The sequence below is a fragment of the Asticcacaulis endophyticus genome (assembly GCF_014652575.1).
Taxonomy (GTDB): domain Bacteria; phylum Pseudomonadota; class Alphaproteobacteria; order Caulobacterales; family Caulobacteraceae; genus Asticcacaulis; species Asticcacaulis endophyticus.
This window is the reverse complement of record NZ_BMZB01000002.1, coordinates 501,359-517,837: the sequence shown is the minus strand read 5'-3', so window position 1 is coordinate 517,837 and position 16,479 is coordinate 501,359. Positions and strand designations below refer to the sequence as shown.

Here is a 16,479-nt window from a genome sequence, read left to right as displayed (position 1 = left end):
TGGGGAGGTGGCGCGCCAAAGGCGTGACGGAGGGGGATAGCGCTATTGTCAATCAAACGCTACGCTCCAAGCCATGAAGGCCCCAAGAAAGCACCAGTTCGCCAAGCGCCTCCGACGCGAAATGTCGCCGCCGGAAGTCGTCTGTGGGCGAGCCTTCGCACGCGATCTGAGGGTAATTTAGTGTTCCGGCTTCAGCATCCTATTGGCCCGTATGTGCTTGATTTTTATTGCGCCGCGGCCCAATTGGATATCGAAGTCGATGGCGTACACCATACCCTGGACGAACATAAAATCCGTGATGCCCATCGTGATCAATGGCTGGCTGATAAGGGTATTCACACTTACCGCATTCCCGCCGTCCAGATCATGGGGGATGCCGATGAGGTCGCTGATGGCATTTACCGATTAGCGCTCGAGCGTATATCAAAGTTCTAAGCTATCCCCCTCCGTCTGGCCTGCGGCCATCCACCTCCCCATCTTCGATAGGGAGGAGAAGATCATCTATGCCCAAGAACCGCTTGCCGCACGCGCCGGTTAATTCTACTAAAGGGGGATGATAAAAATCCCCAAGCCGCCCCGCTCACCCACCCCACCACGTAGCTCTGCGGGCCTGCCCGACGATGACACCCTGCTTGAGGCGCTGAGCGCCGCCCGCGAAGTCGATGTCAACGATCTGGCCCGTAAATTTGGCCTGAAAGGCGATGACCGCCGTGCCCTGCGTCAGCGCCTGAAAGCCCTGTCGGACGCCGGAAAACTGGACAAACGCGGGCGCAAAACCTTTGGCGCCCAAGGCGTGCTGCCGGATACCGGTGCTGGCACCGTCGTTTCACAGGATGTCGATGGTGAACTATGGGTCAAATGGGGTAAAGACGATAACGATAAATCTCCGCTCGCCCGCCTCGCCCCGCTCAAGAAATCCGCGCAGCAGACCCCGCCGGGTTTGGGCGACCGCGTCTATGTGCGTTTCGAAAAAGCCGGTGATGAATGGATCGCCCACCTGATCAAGGTGCTGGATCAGGGTGCGCCCAAGGTCATCGGCGTGGTGCGCAAAACCAAAAAGGCAAAAGGGCAGCCCGAAATCCGTCTGGAAAGCGTTAACCGCAAGTCCAAGGAAAACTATGTCCTGACCGGCGCGGACCTCGATAAGCTGAAAGACGGCGACGTCGTCATGGCCCGTCCGCAAGGGGGGCTTACCCGCTATGGCCCGCAACCGGCCACCCTGATCGAGGTCGTCGGCCACGAGACTGACCCCAAGGTCGGCTCGGTCATGGCGGTGCATGCCCACGGCTTGCCGATCGGGTTCAAGACCTCGACCGAAGACGAAGCCAAATCAGCCACCGCCCCCGACCTCAAAGGCCGCACTGATCTGCGCGACCTACCCTTTGTGACCATCGACCCGATGGACGCCAAGGACCATGACGACGCCGTCTACGCCCATCCTGACGACGATGAAGCCAACCCCGGTGGCTATGTGGTCTGGGTCGCCATTGCCGATGTCGCCCACTATGTGAAGCCCGGCTCATCGCTGGACCGTGATGCCCGCGAAAAAGGCAACTCGACCTACCTGCCTGACCGCGTCGAGCCGATGTTGCCGCATGTGCTGTCGTCGGGGCTTTGTTCGCTACAAGAAAATGAGAACCGCGCCACCCTGGCCGTGCGAATGGTATTCGATGCGTCCGGCACCAAGATCGCCCATAAGTTCGTGCGTGGCCTGATGCGCTCGGCCGCAAAGCTCAGCTATGAGCAGGCCCAGTCCGCCATCGACGGGGAACCAGACGATAAGACCGCACCTCTGCTGGAAGGGCTGCTCAAGCCCCTGTGGGCCGCCCATGCCTGCCTGACCAAGGGTCGCAATGTGCGCGGGCCGCTGCATATCCATTCGCCGGAGCGCAAGGTTCACCTCGACAAAGAGGGCAATGTCATCGCGATTGAACCGCGTGTCTCCTTGGAGGCGCACGGCCTGATCGAAGAGATGATGATTCAGGCCAATGTCAGCGCGGCGGAGACGCTGGAGAAGCACAAATCGCCGCTGATCTACCGCGTCCACGAAGCGCCCTCATTAGAGAAAATCACCAATCTGGCGGATTTTCTGCACACTATCGGTCTGCCCTGGAACAAGGGTGAAGCGCCCAATACCCAGCGCTTTAACAAACTGCTCGATTCGCAGCGCGAAGGCCCGCACTCTGAGATCATCAACGAAGTCGTTCTGCGCACCCAGATGCAAGCCCACTATTCGGCGGAAAATTTTGGGCACTTCGGGCTTAATCTTGATCGCTATGCCCACTTTACCTCACCGATCCGGCGTTATGCCGACCTGATCGTGCACCGGGCGCTGATCCGGGCGCTTAAGCTCGGCGATGACGGCCTGACCGACTATGAGGTCAAAAGCTTAAGCGATACCGCCGACCACATCACGGCCACTGAGCGCCGGTCGATGGCGGCGGAACGTGAGGCGATTGAGCGCTATATCGCCGCCTATCTTGAGGAACACGTCGGGGCTAATTTCGCGGGCCGGATCGTAGGTGTGACCCGCTTTGGCCTGTTTGTGCGCCTGCTCGATACCGGCGCGGATGGCATTGTGCCGGTGTCGTCCCTGCGTGATGATTACTATATTCATGATGATAAGGCCCATGCGCTCGTGGGTGAGCGCACCCATCAGCGCTGGCGCCTCGGCGGCTCAATAGTGGTCAAGCTTAAGGAAGCCATGCCGCTGACCGGCGGGCTGGTGTTTGAGGCGATCAGCGAGCCTGAACCGCACGATCCGAATATGCCCCGTCCGCGTCTGGGGGCACGGGTTCGGGCTGATTCCCGCAACCCGTCGCGCCGTCCCACCGGCGGGCCGCCGAAGGGCCCTTCCAAGGGGCGTGTTAAAGGGGTAACCGAAAAGAAGGCCGGTAGAGGCGGCAAAGGCGGGAAAAAACGGCGGTAGCGTTATTGTCAGTGAAAGGTTTAAAATCTTTTCTCTGCTAATTTACGACGTTTTTTCTGCTAAGATTGTTGACTTATCACTTGGTCTTTGTCATATCCCCCGCTCTTAAGAATTTCTGCGACGGCTCGCGCCGGTGCGCACCCGTTAATAAGGATTTTCATCATGGCTAAACCAGCCTCTATTAAGATCCGCCTGAACTCGACGGCGGACACCGGCTTCTTCTACGTCACCAAGAAGAACGCCCGCACCAAGACCGAAAAGATGGTACTGAAGAAGTACGATCCGGTTGTGCGTAAGCACGTCGAATTCCGCGAAGGCAAGATTAAGTAATCTTACGCTTTCAGCGACCGAATACAGAAAACCGCGCAGGACAACCTGCGCGGTTTTTGTTTGGCCATCCGCTTGGCACCCTCAACTTTTCGTATATGGTATAAATATGCAGGTGTGAGGGTGGCGCGCATGGGGGACATCAAACGAAAACTGGCCTGTTTGTGGTGGGTCTCCGTCGCCCTAAGTCATCCGGTGTGGGCGCAGGAAACAACTAAGCCTAAAGATGAAACCCCGACCGTTACCGTTAAGGGCAAAAAGGCAGTTAACCGCGCCGATCGTCAGGTCTATGATGTCACCAAAGACCCTGACCACGAAACCGCCACGGCGGATAATACGCTTAAGAGAATTCCGGGCGTCGCGATCGATGCCGACGGGGGCGTGACGCTCCGCGGCAATCAGGCCCAGGTCATGGTCAATGGCCGTCCGTGGCTGATGTATGTTGGCGACAACCGCGCCGCCGCCCTGCGCTCTATGCCGTCCAGCATGATTGCCTCCATCGAAGTGATCTCCACTCCCGGCGCGCAATATGGCTCAAACGGCACCGGCGGCATCATCAATATTGTCACCAAGCGGTCCCTGCCGCCGGGTTGGTTCGCCAGCACCACCGCGCAGGCGTCGTCAAACGGTGCAGGTATGGTCAACGGCGCTTTTCAGTACAATAAGGATAAGCTGACCGCCTCGGTCTTTGCCAATATCGCCGATTACAAAAGCGAAACCCGCTCAGACTTTGATCTGGCGCAACTGGCCCCAGATGGCCGCCCGCTCATCACCACAGACACTTCCAACCTGTCGGACTTCAAAAGCCGACTGGGCATGATCAATAGTACGGTTGACTACCAACTGGACGACAACGATTCGCTCAGTGGTCAGTTCAGCTACCTGTCCTCCTCCGGCACGGGTGGCGGCGAAGGCCAGACCCGAAGGTCAGACGCCAATGGCGCGCCCATCGACCTTTACGACAGCGACTTAACCTCACGGTTTGATAATGACACCCAGACCCTTGGGCTGGGCTGGACGCGCACGGGCGCTACGGCGGGTGATGCACTTAAGGTCGATCTGAAGGTCAATCGCAACACTTCGACCAACCGTGGTGATAACCGCTCATTCTACAGCCTGTCGTCTCTGCCCGAAAATCAGGGTACACGGGCGCAGAACTCCCTTAACCGCTCCGAAGCCACAAACACCGCCTTCAGCATCGATTATAACAAAGGTCTGGAGTCCGGCGAGGTTACCACCGGCCTTCAGATCACCCACGATGATGCCGACAATAATAATGAGAGCAGCTTCCTTTACACGCCGGGGATTGAGACACCTGCGCTCAATCCGGCCTTTAGCAACCCGTTTGCCTACAGGCAGACCATCCGCGCGGCCTATGCCACCTGGCAGACCATGCTGGGCGATCACTGGGTAGTGCTGGGGGGCTTGCGAGCCGAAGCACTCAGTTTCGAGAGCCGCGATGCCGCAACCGGCGCGCCGGTTAAGGTCGATTACACCAATCTGAACCCCAGCGCCTTTGCGACCTATGTGGTATCGGAGCGTCAGAAAATCCGTTTCAACTATTCGCGCCGCTTGCAACGGCCAAACGCCTGGGATCTTAATCCATCCCAGAGATACGGGGGGGCGCAATTGGTCAGCGTCGGCACGCCAACCCTGAAACCGCAGGAAACCGACTCGTTTGAGACGTCTTACGAATACGCCAAGGACATGAACAGCCTGTCGGTGCGCGCCTACCGCCTGCAAAACCGCAAGATCATCAGCAATGTCCGCACCTTCATCGATGACCCACAAAATGCCGGCAATCAGGTGGTCCTGATGTCCCGCCGCAATGCCGGTCGCAGCGACCAGACCGGCGTGCAGTTCGATTACCGCAGCCAGATACGGCCGAACCTGTCGTTCAATACGACGCTGACGGTCTTTGAAATGGCTATGACTATCCCTGACATGCCGGATCGGTCGCAGGTTACGGTCAACAGCCAGATCGGCCTGAACTACTATTCAAAAAAGGGCCACGGCGTTTCGCTGAACCTCAATTCTCTGGGCAAGCAGATCAACGATTATGGCTATATGGTCGGCAACACCAGCGTCATGGCGACCTATAATCACGCGTTGTCGCCGACACTGACCCTGACGGTCATGGCCACCGATGTGCTGAGGACCACCAAAACCAAGTTTGTAACCGAAACGCGCGATTCCCGCGGCCTAAGCTACACCTCCCGGCAGGCTCCGGTGATCTCGATCAGCCTTAGCCGCCGGTTCGGATCAGGCTACGGCGCGCCTAAACCGAAAAAAACCGGCTAAACAATAGCCGCCTATTTCACCCGTGCGCTGATCCAGCCACCAATCAGGGCCAATACGGCCGGAGATACAGTCTCTTCAATGGTGCCATATTCCGCAGGGCCACCGGTTTGGGCGGTCTGGAAATTATGATTGATCCCGGGAACTTCGAGAATCGTAGCATGCCGGTTACGTTTCAAGGCCTTCCGCATAGCTTCGAGATTGGGCTTAGGCGGCACCTGAGTGTCGAGCCCGCCATTTAGAACCAGTATCGGGGCTTTGATATTTTGTAATGTCGGGGCTGGATCATAATTGTCATGAAGCAATTGATAGCCATAGTCCGTGCCAACAAACGCTATGCCACCATCAGCCTCAGCCTGAGTAACAGCGCCACTGGCCACCCAAGGCGGTGCCAGTTCGGTCAAAGCCTTGGCGGCGGCCTGTGATGATGGAGACGCGCGCACAACCTCATGGGCCTTCCGGGTTGCGGCCAGATTTCTCTCGATCTTATCTTGCGGCACACCATCGGCACGCGACATGGCTTCGCTTTGCAAAAGCTGAATATCGGCCAGAGGGATACCTGGGGCGGCGAATAAAACCACAAACCCGACGTCGAGACGGCGTGCGGCAACCATAGGCGCGGTTATCCCGCCTTCAGAATGACCCAAAAGTCCGATTTGGCGCGGATTGATGTCTGAGCGATCCTTAAGATAGTCGAACGCGGCTTCGGCATCGGCGGCAAAGTCAGCTATCGTCGCAGTCCACAAATTGCCCGACGATCCGCCTACGCCGCGTTTATCGTACCGCAGCACCGCAATCCCACGTCTGGTTAGGGAATCGGCCAGAATCAGAAACGGCTTATGTCCGTTGGTGGTCTCATCACGGTCATTCGGGCCTGACCCGCAAATCAGAACCACTACCGGAAACGGCCCTGCCCCTTGAGGTAACGTCAAGGTACCCGCCAATTTGACGTCCGCCGCCCCGCCGCCAAAGACAACCGCCTCTGCGCGATATGGCAAAGGCGCAACTGTAATCGCGGCCTCCTGCGGTTTAGCCGCATAAACCGGAAGCGCAAAAACCATGAACCCTGCCGTTACTGCCGCGATGAACTTCATAACGCCTCCTATTTTAAGGTTAGGCTATATTCAGTCTCACCGTCTCGCTAGTGAATATCGGAAACTTCTGGCAAAGATTAAGCTGCGGCCGCTTTCACAATCACTCGATTCCGGCCAGACTGCTTGGCTTCGTAAACCGCCTGATCGGCGCGCTTCATCAGGGTGTCAGGCGTATCGCCCGCCCCTTTGGAGGTCGACACCCCGACCGATATGGTCACATCTAATGTGCGCCCATCCGCCAGTTCAAATGGCTTGGCGGCTACCTGCGCCCTCACCCGCTCAGCGATCATGGCGGCATCCTTGGCTTCGGTTTCGGGCATGATCACCACGAACTCTTCTCCGCCCATTCGGCAGGGCAGATCAATAGCGCGGACATTGTGGCCAAGCCTGCGTGCAAATTCTTTTAAGACCTCATCGCCGCCGTCGTGGCCATAGGTGTCATTGACCTTTTTGAAGTGGTCGATATCGACCAGCAGCAGCGACACCTTGGGCCCGCCCTTGATGGCCTTGGCGACCAGGCGCAGCAACTGGTGATCCATAAACCGGCGATTATTCAGGCCGGTCAGAGTATCGGTCACCGCCAGTTCCATGGTCCGGTCCAGCGATACCCGCAAATGATCGGCATAGCGCTTACGATGAATGAGGGTTTTGACGCGGGCCGACAGTTCCTGCCCATCGACCGGGCGCACGATAATGTCATTGGCGCCCAGTTCCAGCGCCTTAAGCAGGCCGGTGCGGTCTTCGGCACTGGCGATGCCAAGGATTGGTTTATGGCGCGTGGCCTCATGGGAGCGCAACTGCGCCACCAGCCGCAAAGGGTCAAAGCCTCTGGCCGACAGGTTGATGATCACCAGATCGACCCGTTTGGCCGCAATCTCCAGCGCGCGGGCGGTATCGGTTTCGTAGGCGCAACGGTGATCAACACCCAATAGCCCCATCAGCCGTTCAGCCTGACGCTCATTGTCATCGATGATGAAGACATTGCCGGGGGCCGCCATCTGCCGCTGACGGTCGGCCTCATCGATCATGCCCAGACGCCGGCTGGAGGCTTCGCGCTGGCGCAGTTCATCAATCATGACCTTAAGCCGCACCAGCGACCTTAAGCGCGCCGTCAGCAGGGCAATATCGACCGGCTTGGTCAGGAAATCGTCAGCCCCGGCCTCAAGCCCCGACAGACGGTCGTTATGACCATCAAGGGCGGTGACCAGAATGATCGGGATGTGGCTGGTGGCGGCGTGTTCTTTCAGCCAGCGGCAGGTGGCATACCCATCCATACCCGGCATCATGACATCGAGCAGTATAATATCGGGCTGCTCCGTGACCGCCTTGGATATGGCCTCATCGCCGGTTTCGGCTACGATCACGTCGTAATAGTCCGCCTCAAGCTTAGCCTGAAGCAGCTTCACATTGGCGGGCGTATCATCAACAACAAGAACCTTGGCGGTCATATTTTTTCAGCGCTAACGCTTTGCTCCTTGAGCGCAGTGGCTACCCCAAATAACGGCGCACGGTATCCAGAAAATGCGCGACCGAAATCGGCTTTGAGATATAGGCCTCGCAGCCGCCTTCACGGATGCGTTCCTCGTCGCCCTTCATAGCAAAGGCGGTTACCGCCACCACCGGAATGTGCGACAGTTCATCGTCTTCTTTCAGCCATTTGGTGACTTCAAGGCCGGAAATCTCCGGCAACTGAATGTCCATCAGGATCAGGTCGGGCAGATGCTTGCGCGCCAGAGACAGAGCCTGAAGCCCTTCGTGGGTTTGCAGGGTCTCATAGCCCTGCGCATCAAGCAGATCATGAAACAGCTTCATGTTCAGCTCGTTATCCTCAACGATCAGGACTTTTTTAGGGGTCATCACCAATTCCATATAGAGCCCGCCTCAAAGAGACGATTCGCTCACCTTTAGGCTAAATCTCTACACCAACTGTCTTAAGGCGAGGTGAAAAGGAAGGTAACAAAAGGTAAACGCAAACGGTATCTGATGGCCGCCACGCATTAAGCCTGCTGAAAATTACCGCTTCTAAAAGCCTTGGGGTTTGGCTTATAAGGCGCCAACCACCCTGCCCACTCACGAAGGTTACACCCATGTCCCAAGTTAAGGCCCGCCTGGAATCCCTCGGCATTACTTTGCCCGCCGCCGCCACGCCGGTGGCCAACTACGTCTCCTATACCCGCACCGGCAATATCGTGAACATTTCGGGCCAGATCTCGGTCGATGCCAACGGCGGCATCAAGGGCACGGTCGGCGTTGATGTGTCGCTGGAGGACGGTGTTGCGGCAGCCCGCATCTGCGGGCTCAATCTGCTGGCCCAGATGCAGGCGGCCTGCGACGGCGATCTGGATAATGTCGTGCGCGTACTCAAATTGAATGCGTTCGTGCAGGCCGGCCCTGATTTTTACGACATCCCCAAGGTCATCAACGGCTGCTCCGACCTGATGGTCGAGGTGCTGGGCGAAGCCGGCAAGCACGCCCGCTCGGCCGTTGGCATGTATAAGATCCCGCTCGGCTTTGCGGTTGAGATCGACGCCCAGATCGAGGTCAAAGACCGGCGGTAATAATCTCCTCCCCATTCCATGGGGAGGTGGCATTTGAGCGATTGCGAAAATGACGGAGGGGTATCTGCCCCCACCTCACTTCACCAACGTATAAGACTCGCAGACCACAAATCTGCGGGTTTTTCATTGTGCTTTCGCAAAGGCGAACTAGATTAGTTACATGCCCGACACCGATCAGCCCTCCCTAACCATCACCCTGTGCAACAGCCTGCACGAAGTTGATGCTGTTGAATGGGATGCGCTGACCACGGATAGCAACCCCTTCACCAGCCATGCCTACCTTGAGGCGCTCGAGGCGACCGGGTGCGTCGGTGAAGACGCGGGTTGGCAGGCCGTTCACCTCCTGGCCCGCGATGAGGCCGGGGTTTTATGCGGTGCCATGCCGCTCTATGTCAAAATCCATTCGTATGGCGAATATGTCTTCGATCAGTCGTGGGCGCAGGCCTATGAAAGTGCGGGCGGGCGCTATTACCCGAAACTACAAGCCTCAGTGCCGTTTACGCCCGTGACCGGATCGCGCCTGCTGGCCACCGGCATCGCGACGAAACAGGCGCTGGTGCGCGCCGCCATAAGCCTGTGCGACCACAACCGGCTGTCGTCCCTGCACGTCACCTTCCCCACCCACGACGAATGGCAGATCATGGGCGATATGGGATTGCTTCTGCGTCAGGATCAGCAGTTCTGGTGGGAAAATCGCGACTACGGCACGTTTGAGGATTTTCTAGCCGACCTGTCGTCCAACCGGCGCAAGGTCATCCGCCGCGAACGGCGCGACTTAAGCCACCTTGAGATGCGCGTGATTACGGGCGCGGATATAACCGAGGCCCACCTTGATCATCTCTATGAATTTATTGAGGATACGTCTGATCGCAAATGGGGCCGCCCCTATCTTAATCGCGACTTTTTCAGCCTGATTACGGAGCGGATGCGCGATAAGATCGTGCTGATCTTTGCCTATGACGAGGATCAACCGATTGCGGGTGCGATCAATTATCTGGGGGGCGATACGCTGTATGGCCGGCAATGGGGTTGCAACCGCCAGATACCGTTCCTGCATTTCGAGGTCTGCTATTATCAGGCCATCGACTACGCCATTGCGCATGGCCTCAAGCGGGTCGAAGCCGGGGCGCAGGGCGAACATAAGCTGGCGCGGGGCTATCTGCCGCAGGCGGTCTATTCCGCCCATTATATCCGCGACAAAGCGTTACGCACGCCGATCGAGCATTATCTCAACCGCGAGCGCGACGCTGTTGCTGCTTATATTGAAAGTAGTAGTAAAGAAGGCTCACCATTTAAATCGTCCTCTTAAAACGGGGCTTAGTTCGATGCCGAACCGGGCGCAAAGCCCATGGCGATCAGGGCGGCGATAAAGTTTTCAATCAGCTTTTCCATGAATTTTTCTCCAGACAACACACAAAACATCTATGACAGCGCTGTCATTATTGCATCTGCGAGATAAAGTCCACCCCTCACCCAGTCACATTTGAAATTATGTTTTGTAACCGTCCGTGAGCGATATCGTGGTTATATATGAGGATCGCTACACCGGGAGGCCCTGATGACCGAGACAAAAACCGATAAACCCGCGCTGCTGTCCGGCGGGAATCCGCAAACCCCCAAAGGCTATGGCGACGGGCCGGTTCAGGCCTATATCGCCGCCATGCCGGACTGGAAGCGCGATATCGGCCTCCGTCTGGACGCACTTATCGAACAGACCGTCCCCGGCGTGCATAAGGCCGTCAAATGGAATACGCCGTTTTATGGTGTCCGCGATGACCACTGGTTCGTGGCGTTCCACTGCTTTACCAAGTACGTCAAGGTAACCTTCTTTCGCGGCACCTCACTCGACCCGGCGCCCCCCGGTAAATCCAAACAGGCCGAGGTCCGCTATCTCGACATATTTGAGGACCGCCCGTTCGATGAGGCCCAGTTTACCAACTGGATCAAACAGGCCAGCCAGTTACCGGGCGAGAAGTTGTGAGTATTAAGATATGACTTATCCTCGTCCAACCCTTTGCCCGTGTTGTAAATTTCCGACATTAAATGCTCGTGGACCACGCGGCGAAATATGCGTGATCTGCTGGTGGGAAGATGACGGTCAGGATGATCACGACGCCAATGATGTTCGTGGCGGACCTAACGGCCGATACTCTTTGACCGCCGCCCACGCAAATTTTGCTGATCACGGGCATATGTATGATCGCGGCAAAGGCATTAAAATTGTCGAGCAACCCTCCGCAGCACGCTCAGATTTAATCGATTACCTGCGTAGCATTGAGTTTTCACCATCACATGCTGACGCCAGACACTTAGGCAAGCTATTGAGGGCGGCTGACATATACAAGAACTAAACGCAGCTCAAAAATAAGACGATAACGGTCACAAAACACCGCACACAAAGGTGTGATGACTGTTACCCCCCAATCCTCTGCCGTCTGAATACATAGCGTGGTATTATAAAACGCGAGTCCACAATCCATAAGCCTGCCGATAACTTCGCTGTTCATTCAAACGAAGACTGAATCCACAAAAGTATCCGCATCTCAAACAAGGACTAAGGACAGATGGAAACCCCAAATCTGCAAGTAGAGGCCCCCGCCTCACCGCGCTTTAAATCCTATCATCACTTCTTCGACTACTATCTGAGCCATAACCGGCCGGTGTTGGCGAAGGGCATGCATTATGTCGCCAGCGCCATAGGGGCGCTATCGCTGTTGATCGCTATCTGGGACGGCAAGCCGATGGCGCTCGTGGCCGGGATCGTGATCGGTTACGCATTGGCGTGGATTGCGCACAGTTTTGTGGAACGCAATGATGCCGGCAACATCATCCAGCCGTTTTGGGCGTTACTGGCCGATTATCACATGGTCTTCCTGAAGCTGACGGGGCAGCTTGACGCCCGGCGCCGCGCGGCCTTTCATGACCACGATTACCGGCCCTAGTTAGACCTTAAGCGCCTTAAACCAGTCCTCAAGGCTTTGCGCCTGTGCCCGGTGATTATCGGCACGGGTGCTGGCTTCGGCATCATCCCCCCAGGTCTCAGCTTGAAACGCCTCGCCTATGCGCGACAGGCTGTGCGCCTCATTGCCCGTCAGGTGGCCTTTGAACAAAGCCAGCGCCAGAATGACCGACCCAAACAACGGCGTCGCCGCCATGATCCCGGCCCGTTCATAGGTGCCCGCCTGCGCCACCAGTTCCTTTAACGCCGCCACGGTGGTTTCCGGTTGCGGCTTATGGACAATCGACAGGTTCTGTTCAAACCGCAGACCCAGTTCACTGTGCGCCCAATCCAGAATTGGGTTCCAACCCGATGCTTCGCGGGCCGTCAGCTCCGCCGGATAGTCCGCCGGATAGCACAGCAGGTCGGTTTCGGCGTAACGGCTGACTTCACTCAGCGTTTCCTCCAGCGTATCGCCCATACGGTCGATAGCGGCGTAAGAGAGACGCGTCAGCGGCATGTCGTTAAATTCAACCACCTCACCGACCGCATTCCATTCCGCCGCGACCTTGGCGGCCAACGCGAAATTGGGCAGGGCCAGAGTCTTACCCGCAGGCGTCTTGGCGGGGCGGCCATCCAGCGTTACGGCAAAACCTTCGGGCGTGCGCGCAAACGCGGCCTCTTTCCAGAAGCGCTTGGGGCGAAAGCCGATTTTATCAGCGTCTTTGGCGGGTTTATCTTTGGGTTCGTTCATGGGCTTCACATAGGATGCCCTGGCGTTTTACGCAACCGCGCGGGCCTCAAAAGCATTCAATGCGCCATCCAGTTCATTGAAATCATGCACGATCTGGTGGGCACCGGCGGCGTCCAGTTCCTCAACCGTATGAAAGCCCCACGACACACCGATGGCATAGGCGCGGGCCTCACGAGCCATACGCATATCAAACGACGCATCGCCGATCATCAGGGTTTGGGCAGCATCAACCCCCAACACACGCATGTTTTCTGTCACCATAAACGGGTGCGGCTTTGACGGGCCATCATCACCGCAATAGGTGGCATCAAACAGATCGCGCCAGCCAAACACATCCAGCACGCGGTTGACCCCGCGGCGCGATTTGCCGGTCGCCATGCCGATCAGCCAACCCTCGGCCTTAAGGCGCAATAAGGTCGCCTCGGCACCCGGATAGAGAATTTCACGGAAATCCGGATCGGCATGAAAGCGCAAAAACGCCTGTTTGTACTCATGAGCATAGGCGTCGATTAAAGCCGCATCAGCCTCTGGCCGCAGATGTTGCAAGGCCTCAACCAGCGACAGGCCGACAATGTGGCGTGCCTCTTCGTAGGGCGGCGGCTCAAGACCTACGGCCTTGGCCCCTTCGGTCAGGGCCTGCAAAATCGGACCGCGGCTGTCCACAAGGGTGCCGTCCACATCGAAAACCGCCAGCTTCAAACTCATCAGGGCTTACTTTTATCTATTATGTATTTAAACAATCAATTTAGATCAAATTTGACAAATTGAAACTACAAATAACGCAAAAATTGCACAATAATGATCATACAAATTACAGCGGCAATCCGGCTTAGCGCGACCGCTTCTTGCCTGACTTGGCGAACGGGTCAGTCTCGGCTTCATCGGGCGTAAACCCAAAGCGCGCAAAGCCTGCCTCGATCACCGGATCGAGCGGTGCCTCGACAATCAGCGTCCCGTGAGTCGGGTGCGGCAGTTCAATCCGGCGGTGATGCAGTTGCAGACCTAAGCCGACGCTCAGTTCGCCTGATTTTTCATCGGCATATTTCGGATCGCCCAGGATCGAATGACCGATCGCCTTCATGTGCGCCCGAAGCTGATGGGTGCGGCCGGTATGAGGGCGCAGGGCCATCCACGACACACGCGGACCGGCACGGGAGATGGTGACATATTCGGTCTCAGCCGCCTCGGCGCCCTGCTCTTTGATATCAGCCGGCATGACGATTTCGCGGTCGTTAAAGCCCTTTTTGATCAAAGGCGTGTCGATATAGCCTTCTTCAGGCTTAGGGTTACCCGCCACCAGCGCCCAGTAGGTCTTATGGGCTTTACGACGGGCAAACGCTCCGGCCAGACGGGCCGCGGCATTGGGGGTCTTACCCAGCAGCAACACGCCCGACGTATCGCGGTCAAGGCGGTGGACCAGACGCGGACGCTCCAGCCCTTCACCCCACGCCGACAACAGGCGATCAACGTGGTTCTTAGTCTTGGTGCCGCCCTGAACCGCCAGACCTGCGGGTTTGTTGATGGCGATAACGTCCTCATCCTCATAGAGCACCAGCGACTTGGCGTACTTGACCTCATGGGGGCTTAAGATCGCCCGTTCGCGCTTTTGCTGATCCTCAGACGGGGCGGCGGGCAGCGGCGGCACGCGCACGGTCGATCCGGTGCTCAGGCGGGTATCGGCCTTGACCCGGCCACCATCGACGCGCACCTGCCCCGACCGCAGCAGCTTATTGAGCTGAATGTGGTTGATGTGCGGCCAGCGGCGCTTGAAGAACTTATCGACGCGCACGCCGTCTTCGCCGTCCGTGACATAAAGGGTTTTGACTTCGTTCGACATCTTAAAACACAAACTTTCGGGTCAGATAAAGACCGACAATGACGGCCCCCACCGCCAGTAAAACAGATAATAACGCATAGCTGCTGGCCAGAACATAGTCGCGCCGTTCCAGCATCTGCACGACCTCCAGCGAAAAGGTCGAAAAGGTGGTGAAACCGCCTAAAATACCTACGCCAACAAACAGCCTCAGACGCTCGACACCCATCGGGTCATTCGCGCGCATGACTAACGCCATCAACACACCCATCAGCAACCCACCCAGCACATTGGCGGCAAAGGTCGCATAGGGCCAGCCGCCCATCGGCAGATAAAGCGCACTGAGGCGGGCCAGACCGTACCGCCCGACCGAGCCAATCGCGCCACCCACGGCAATAAGCACCCAATTCAACATGCGCTCTCATTACCTGTCTTGGCGCGCAAGGCATAGTCCTTTAGAGAGATTATATAACCTCATTGCCCTATGGACGAGCCGATTTCATGAGCCTTTACGGTGATTACGACCCCAAGAACATCTTCGCCAAGATTTTAAGCGGCGATATTCCGTGCGCCAAGGTCTATGAGGACGCCCGGATTTTGAGTTTTATGGACGCGTTTCCGCAGGCCAAGGGCCATACGCTGGTGATCCCCAAGGTGTCGGCGCGCAACCTGTTTGATATCCGGTGCGAAGACCTGCAAAACCTGATCGCCCACACCCAAAAGATCGGCCGCGCGGTCAGATCAGCACTGGAACCCGACGGTATCCGCATCGCCCAGTTTAATGGTGAAGCGGCAGGGCAAACCGTGTTTCATATTCACTTTCACATCATCCCGGCCTGGGATGACGCCGCCCCGCGCGCCCACGCGTCGGGTCAGATGGCTGATATGGCCGAACTCAAAGACCTCGCCTCCCGCATCAAAGCTAAACTGTAAGGTATTCTCAGTGTTTTACGTTCTCCGCCACGGCCAGACCGACTGGAATGCTGCGTTAAGACTGCAAGGCTCAACCGACATCGCGCTCAATGAGATTGGCCGAGAACAGGCCAGAGTCGCCGCGCAGTTGCTGACCGGACAAGGCCTGACCAAGATCGTGACCTCGCCCCTGTCGCGGGCGCGGGAGACAGCAGAGATAGTCGGCCATGCTGTGGGGCTGGAGGTCGAAACCGATCCGCGCCTGATCGAGCGCAATTTTGGCGCGTTCGAAGGCCTGACCCTGCCCGAAGTCGAGATCTTACGCCGTGATATGGGCGAGATCATGAATCCGCAAGCCGACCTAGATGGTCGCCATTACCCGCTCGATGCCGAACCGTTGAGCGACGTGTTCACGCGCGTGTCATCGTCTTTGATCGATCACAGAAAAAATAACGAAATCAGTCTGTTTGTGTTTCACGGCATCCCGTTCCGCGTGGTCAGCAAGCTCTATCTGGGTGAAATGCACACCAGCCCCAATGCCTCGCCGGTGCGGTTTGAGCCGGTGGGTGATGGCTGGCATATGTCGCCGCTTGACCCCGGCAACACACCGCTATCCCAACACCAGAACCTCCAGACCAGCATGGGCCGGTTTTAGACGTCAATTTCCGAAACAGGCGTTTCATCTTTATGCGGCATTTGGACAAGCCATTGCCGTATATGATAGGCATTTTATATTTAAAAACTCACCATGCGATCATTTTCAGGCAAAAATCAGAGCCTGATAACGCTAGATTTGATCCATTCCGATCAGTTTCGAGCCACATCTGATCGTTTTTAGCCTTGATGCGGCTTTTGC

At 57.0% G+C, this 16,479-nt stretch carries 18 protein-coding genes; 11 read left to right on the top strand and 7 right to left on the bottom strand.

Translation table 11 applies throughout. The annotated features are described in order from the left end of the window. Nucleotides 1-180: 180 nt before the first annotated feature. The 4 genes from IE102_RS10780 (at nucleotide 181) to IE102_RS10765 (ending at nucleotide 5,557) form a co-directional block, all read left to right on the top strand. Entirely contained in the window at nucleotides 181-435 is a 255-nt protein-coding gene (locus IE102_RS10780) for an endonuclease domain-containing protein (protein ID WP_229807704.1), read from the top strand. A 118-nt stretch (nucleotides 436-553) separates the two neighbouring features. After that, a complete protein-coding gene (gene rnr, locus IE102_RS10775; protein ID WP_189486485.1) occupies nucleotides 554-2,929 on the top strand; it encodes a ribonuclease R in 2,376 nt (791 codons plus the stop codon). Nucleotides 2,930-3,091: 162 nt separating this feature from the next. Beyond that, nucleotides 3,092-3,259, top strand: coding sequence for a 50S ribosomal protein L33 (rpmG, locus tag IE102_RS10770; RefSeq protein ID WP_004620056.1), 168 nt, complete (start codon nucleotides 3,092-3,094; stop codon nucleotides 3,257-3,259). Nucleotides 3,260-3,388: 129 nt separating this feature from the next. Next, nucleotides 3,389-5,557 (top strand): TonB-dependent receptor, encoded by a 2,169-nt coding sequence (locus IE102_RS10765; RefSeq protein ID WP_189486484.1) that lies wholly within the window; start codon nucleotides 3,389-3,391, stop codon nucleotides 5,555-5,557. Nucleotides 5,558-5,568: 11 nt separating this feature from the next. Here IE102_RS10765 and IE102_RS10760 read toward each other — a convergent pair whose 3' ends face one another. From IE102_RS10760 to IE102_RS10750, 3 genes are all read right to left on the bottom strand, one after another. After that, nucleotides 5,569-6,648, bottom strand: a complete 1,080-nt coding sequence (locus IE102_RS10760; RefSeq protein ID WP_189486483.1) for an alpha/beta hydrolase family protein — start codon at nucleotides 6,646-6,648, stop codon at nucleotides 5,569-5,571. 77 nt (nucleotides 6,649-6,725) lie between these two features. After that, a complete protein-coding gene (locus tag IE102_RS10755) occupies nucleotides 6,726-8,096 on the bottom strand; it encodes a PleD family two-component system response regulator (protein ID WP_189486482.1) in 1,371 nt (456 codons plus the stop codon). Between the two features lie 40 nt (nucleotides 8,097-8,136). Continuing rightward, nucleotides 8,137-8,505 carry a response regulator gene (locus tag IE102_RS10750; RefSeq protein WP_189486481.1) on the bottom strand — a complete coding sequence of 123 codons (369 nt, stop codon included), beginning with the start codon at nucleotides 8,503-8,505 and terminating at the stop codon, nucleotides 8,137-8,139. 230 nt (nucleotides 8,506-8,735) lie between these two features. Here IE102_RS10750 and IE102_RS10745 point away from each other — a divergent pair, with 230 nt between their 5' ends. The 5 genes from IE102_RS10745 (at nucleotide 8,736) to IE102_RS10725 (ending at nucleotide 12,148) form a co-directional block, all read left to right on the top strand. Continuing rightward, on the top strand, nucleotides 8,736-9,206 hold the full coding sequence (locus IE102_RS10745; RefSeq protein WP_189486480.1) for a RidA family protein: 471 nt from the start codon (nucleotides 8,736-8,738) through the stop codon (nucleotides 9,204-9,206). Nucleotides 9,207-9,366: 160 nt separating this feature from the next. Further along, nucleotides 9,367-10,515, top strand: a complete 1,149-nt coding sequence (locus IE102_RS10740; RefSeq protein ID WP_189486479.1) for a GNAT family N-acetyltransferase — start codon at nucleotides 9,367-9,369, stop codon at nucleotides 10,513-10,515. A gap of 249 nt (nucleotides 10,516-10,764) precedes the next feature. Continuing rightward, nucleotides 10,765-11,187: a DUF1801 domain-containing protein gene (locus IE102_RS10735; protein ID WP_189486478.1), complete on the top strand. Its 423-nt coding sequence runs from the start codon at nucleotides 10,765-10,767 to the stop codon at nucleotides 11,185-11,187. A gap of 10 nt (nucleotides 11,188-11,197) precedes the next feature. After that, entirely contained in the window at nucleotides 11,198-11,557 is a 360-nt protein-coding gene (locus tag IE102_RS18095) for a CPCC family cysteine-rich protein (protein ID WP_189486477.1), read from the top strand. Between the two features lie 213 nt (nucleotides 11,558-11,770). Continuing rightward, complete coding sequence (locus IE102_RS10725; protein WP_189486476.1) at nucleotides 11,771-12,148, top strand: DUF962 domain-containing protein; 378 nt, start codon at nucleotides 11,771-11,773, stop codon at nucleotides 12,146-12,148. On the opposite strand, the gene IE102_RS10720 is transcribed toward IE102_RS10725, so the two are convergent. The 4 genes from IE102_RS10720 to crcB all read right to left on the bottom strand — a co-directional run bounded on the left by IE102_RS10720 (nucleotide 12,149) and on the right by crcB (nucleotide 15,126). Further along, nucleotides 12,149-12,898, bottom strand: a complete 750-nt coding sequence (locus IE102_RS10720) for an ATP12 family chaperone protein (RefSeq protein WP_189486475.1) — start codon at nucleotides 12,896-12,898, stop codon at nucleotides 12,149-12,151. A 27-nt stretch (nucleotides 12,899-12,925) separates the two neighbouring features. Continuing rightward, complete coding sequence (locus IE102_RS10715; RefSeq protein ID WP_189486474.1) at nucleotides 12,926-13,603, bottom strand: HAD-IA family hydrolase; 678 nt, start codon at nucleotides 13,601-13,603, stop codon at nucleotides 12,926-12,928. Between the two features lie 124 nt (nucleotides 13,604-13,727). After that, the gene (locus IE102_RS10710; protein WP_189486473.1) at nucleotides 13,728-14,735 is read right to left on the bottom strand and encodes an RluA family pseudouridine synthase; all 1,008 of its coding nucleotides are present in this window, start codon (nucleotides 14,733-14,735) and stop codon (nucleotides 13,728-13,730) included. Nucleotide 14,736: 1 nt separating this feature from the next. Further along, entirely contained in the window at nucleotides 14,737-15,126 is a 390-nt protein-coding gene (crcB, locus tag IE102_RS10705; RefSeq protein WP_189486472.1) for a fluoride efflux transporter CrcB, read from the bottom strand. A gap of 86 nt (nucleotides 15,127-15,212) precedes the next feature. Here crcB and IE102_RS10700 point away from each other — a divergent pair, with 86 nt between their 5' ends. Both IE102_RS10700 and IE102_RS10695 read left to right on the top strand, forming a co-directional pair. Continuing rightward, entirely contained in the window at nucleotides 15,213-15,644 is a 432-nt protein-coding gene (locus IE102_RS10700) for an HIT family protein (protein ID WP_189486471.1), read from the top strand. A gap of 10 nt (nucleotides 15,645-15,654) precedes the next feature. Beyond that, nucleotides 15,655-16,278, top strand: a complete 624-nt coding sequence (locus tag IE102_RS10695; RefSeq protein ID WP_229807703.1) for a histidine phosphatase family protein — start codon at nucleotides 15,655-15,657, stop codon at nucleotides 16,276-16,278. The last annotated feature ends 201 nt before the right edge of the window (nucleotides 16,279-16,479 follow it).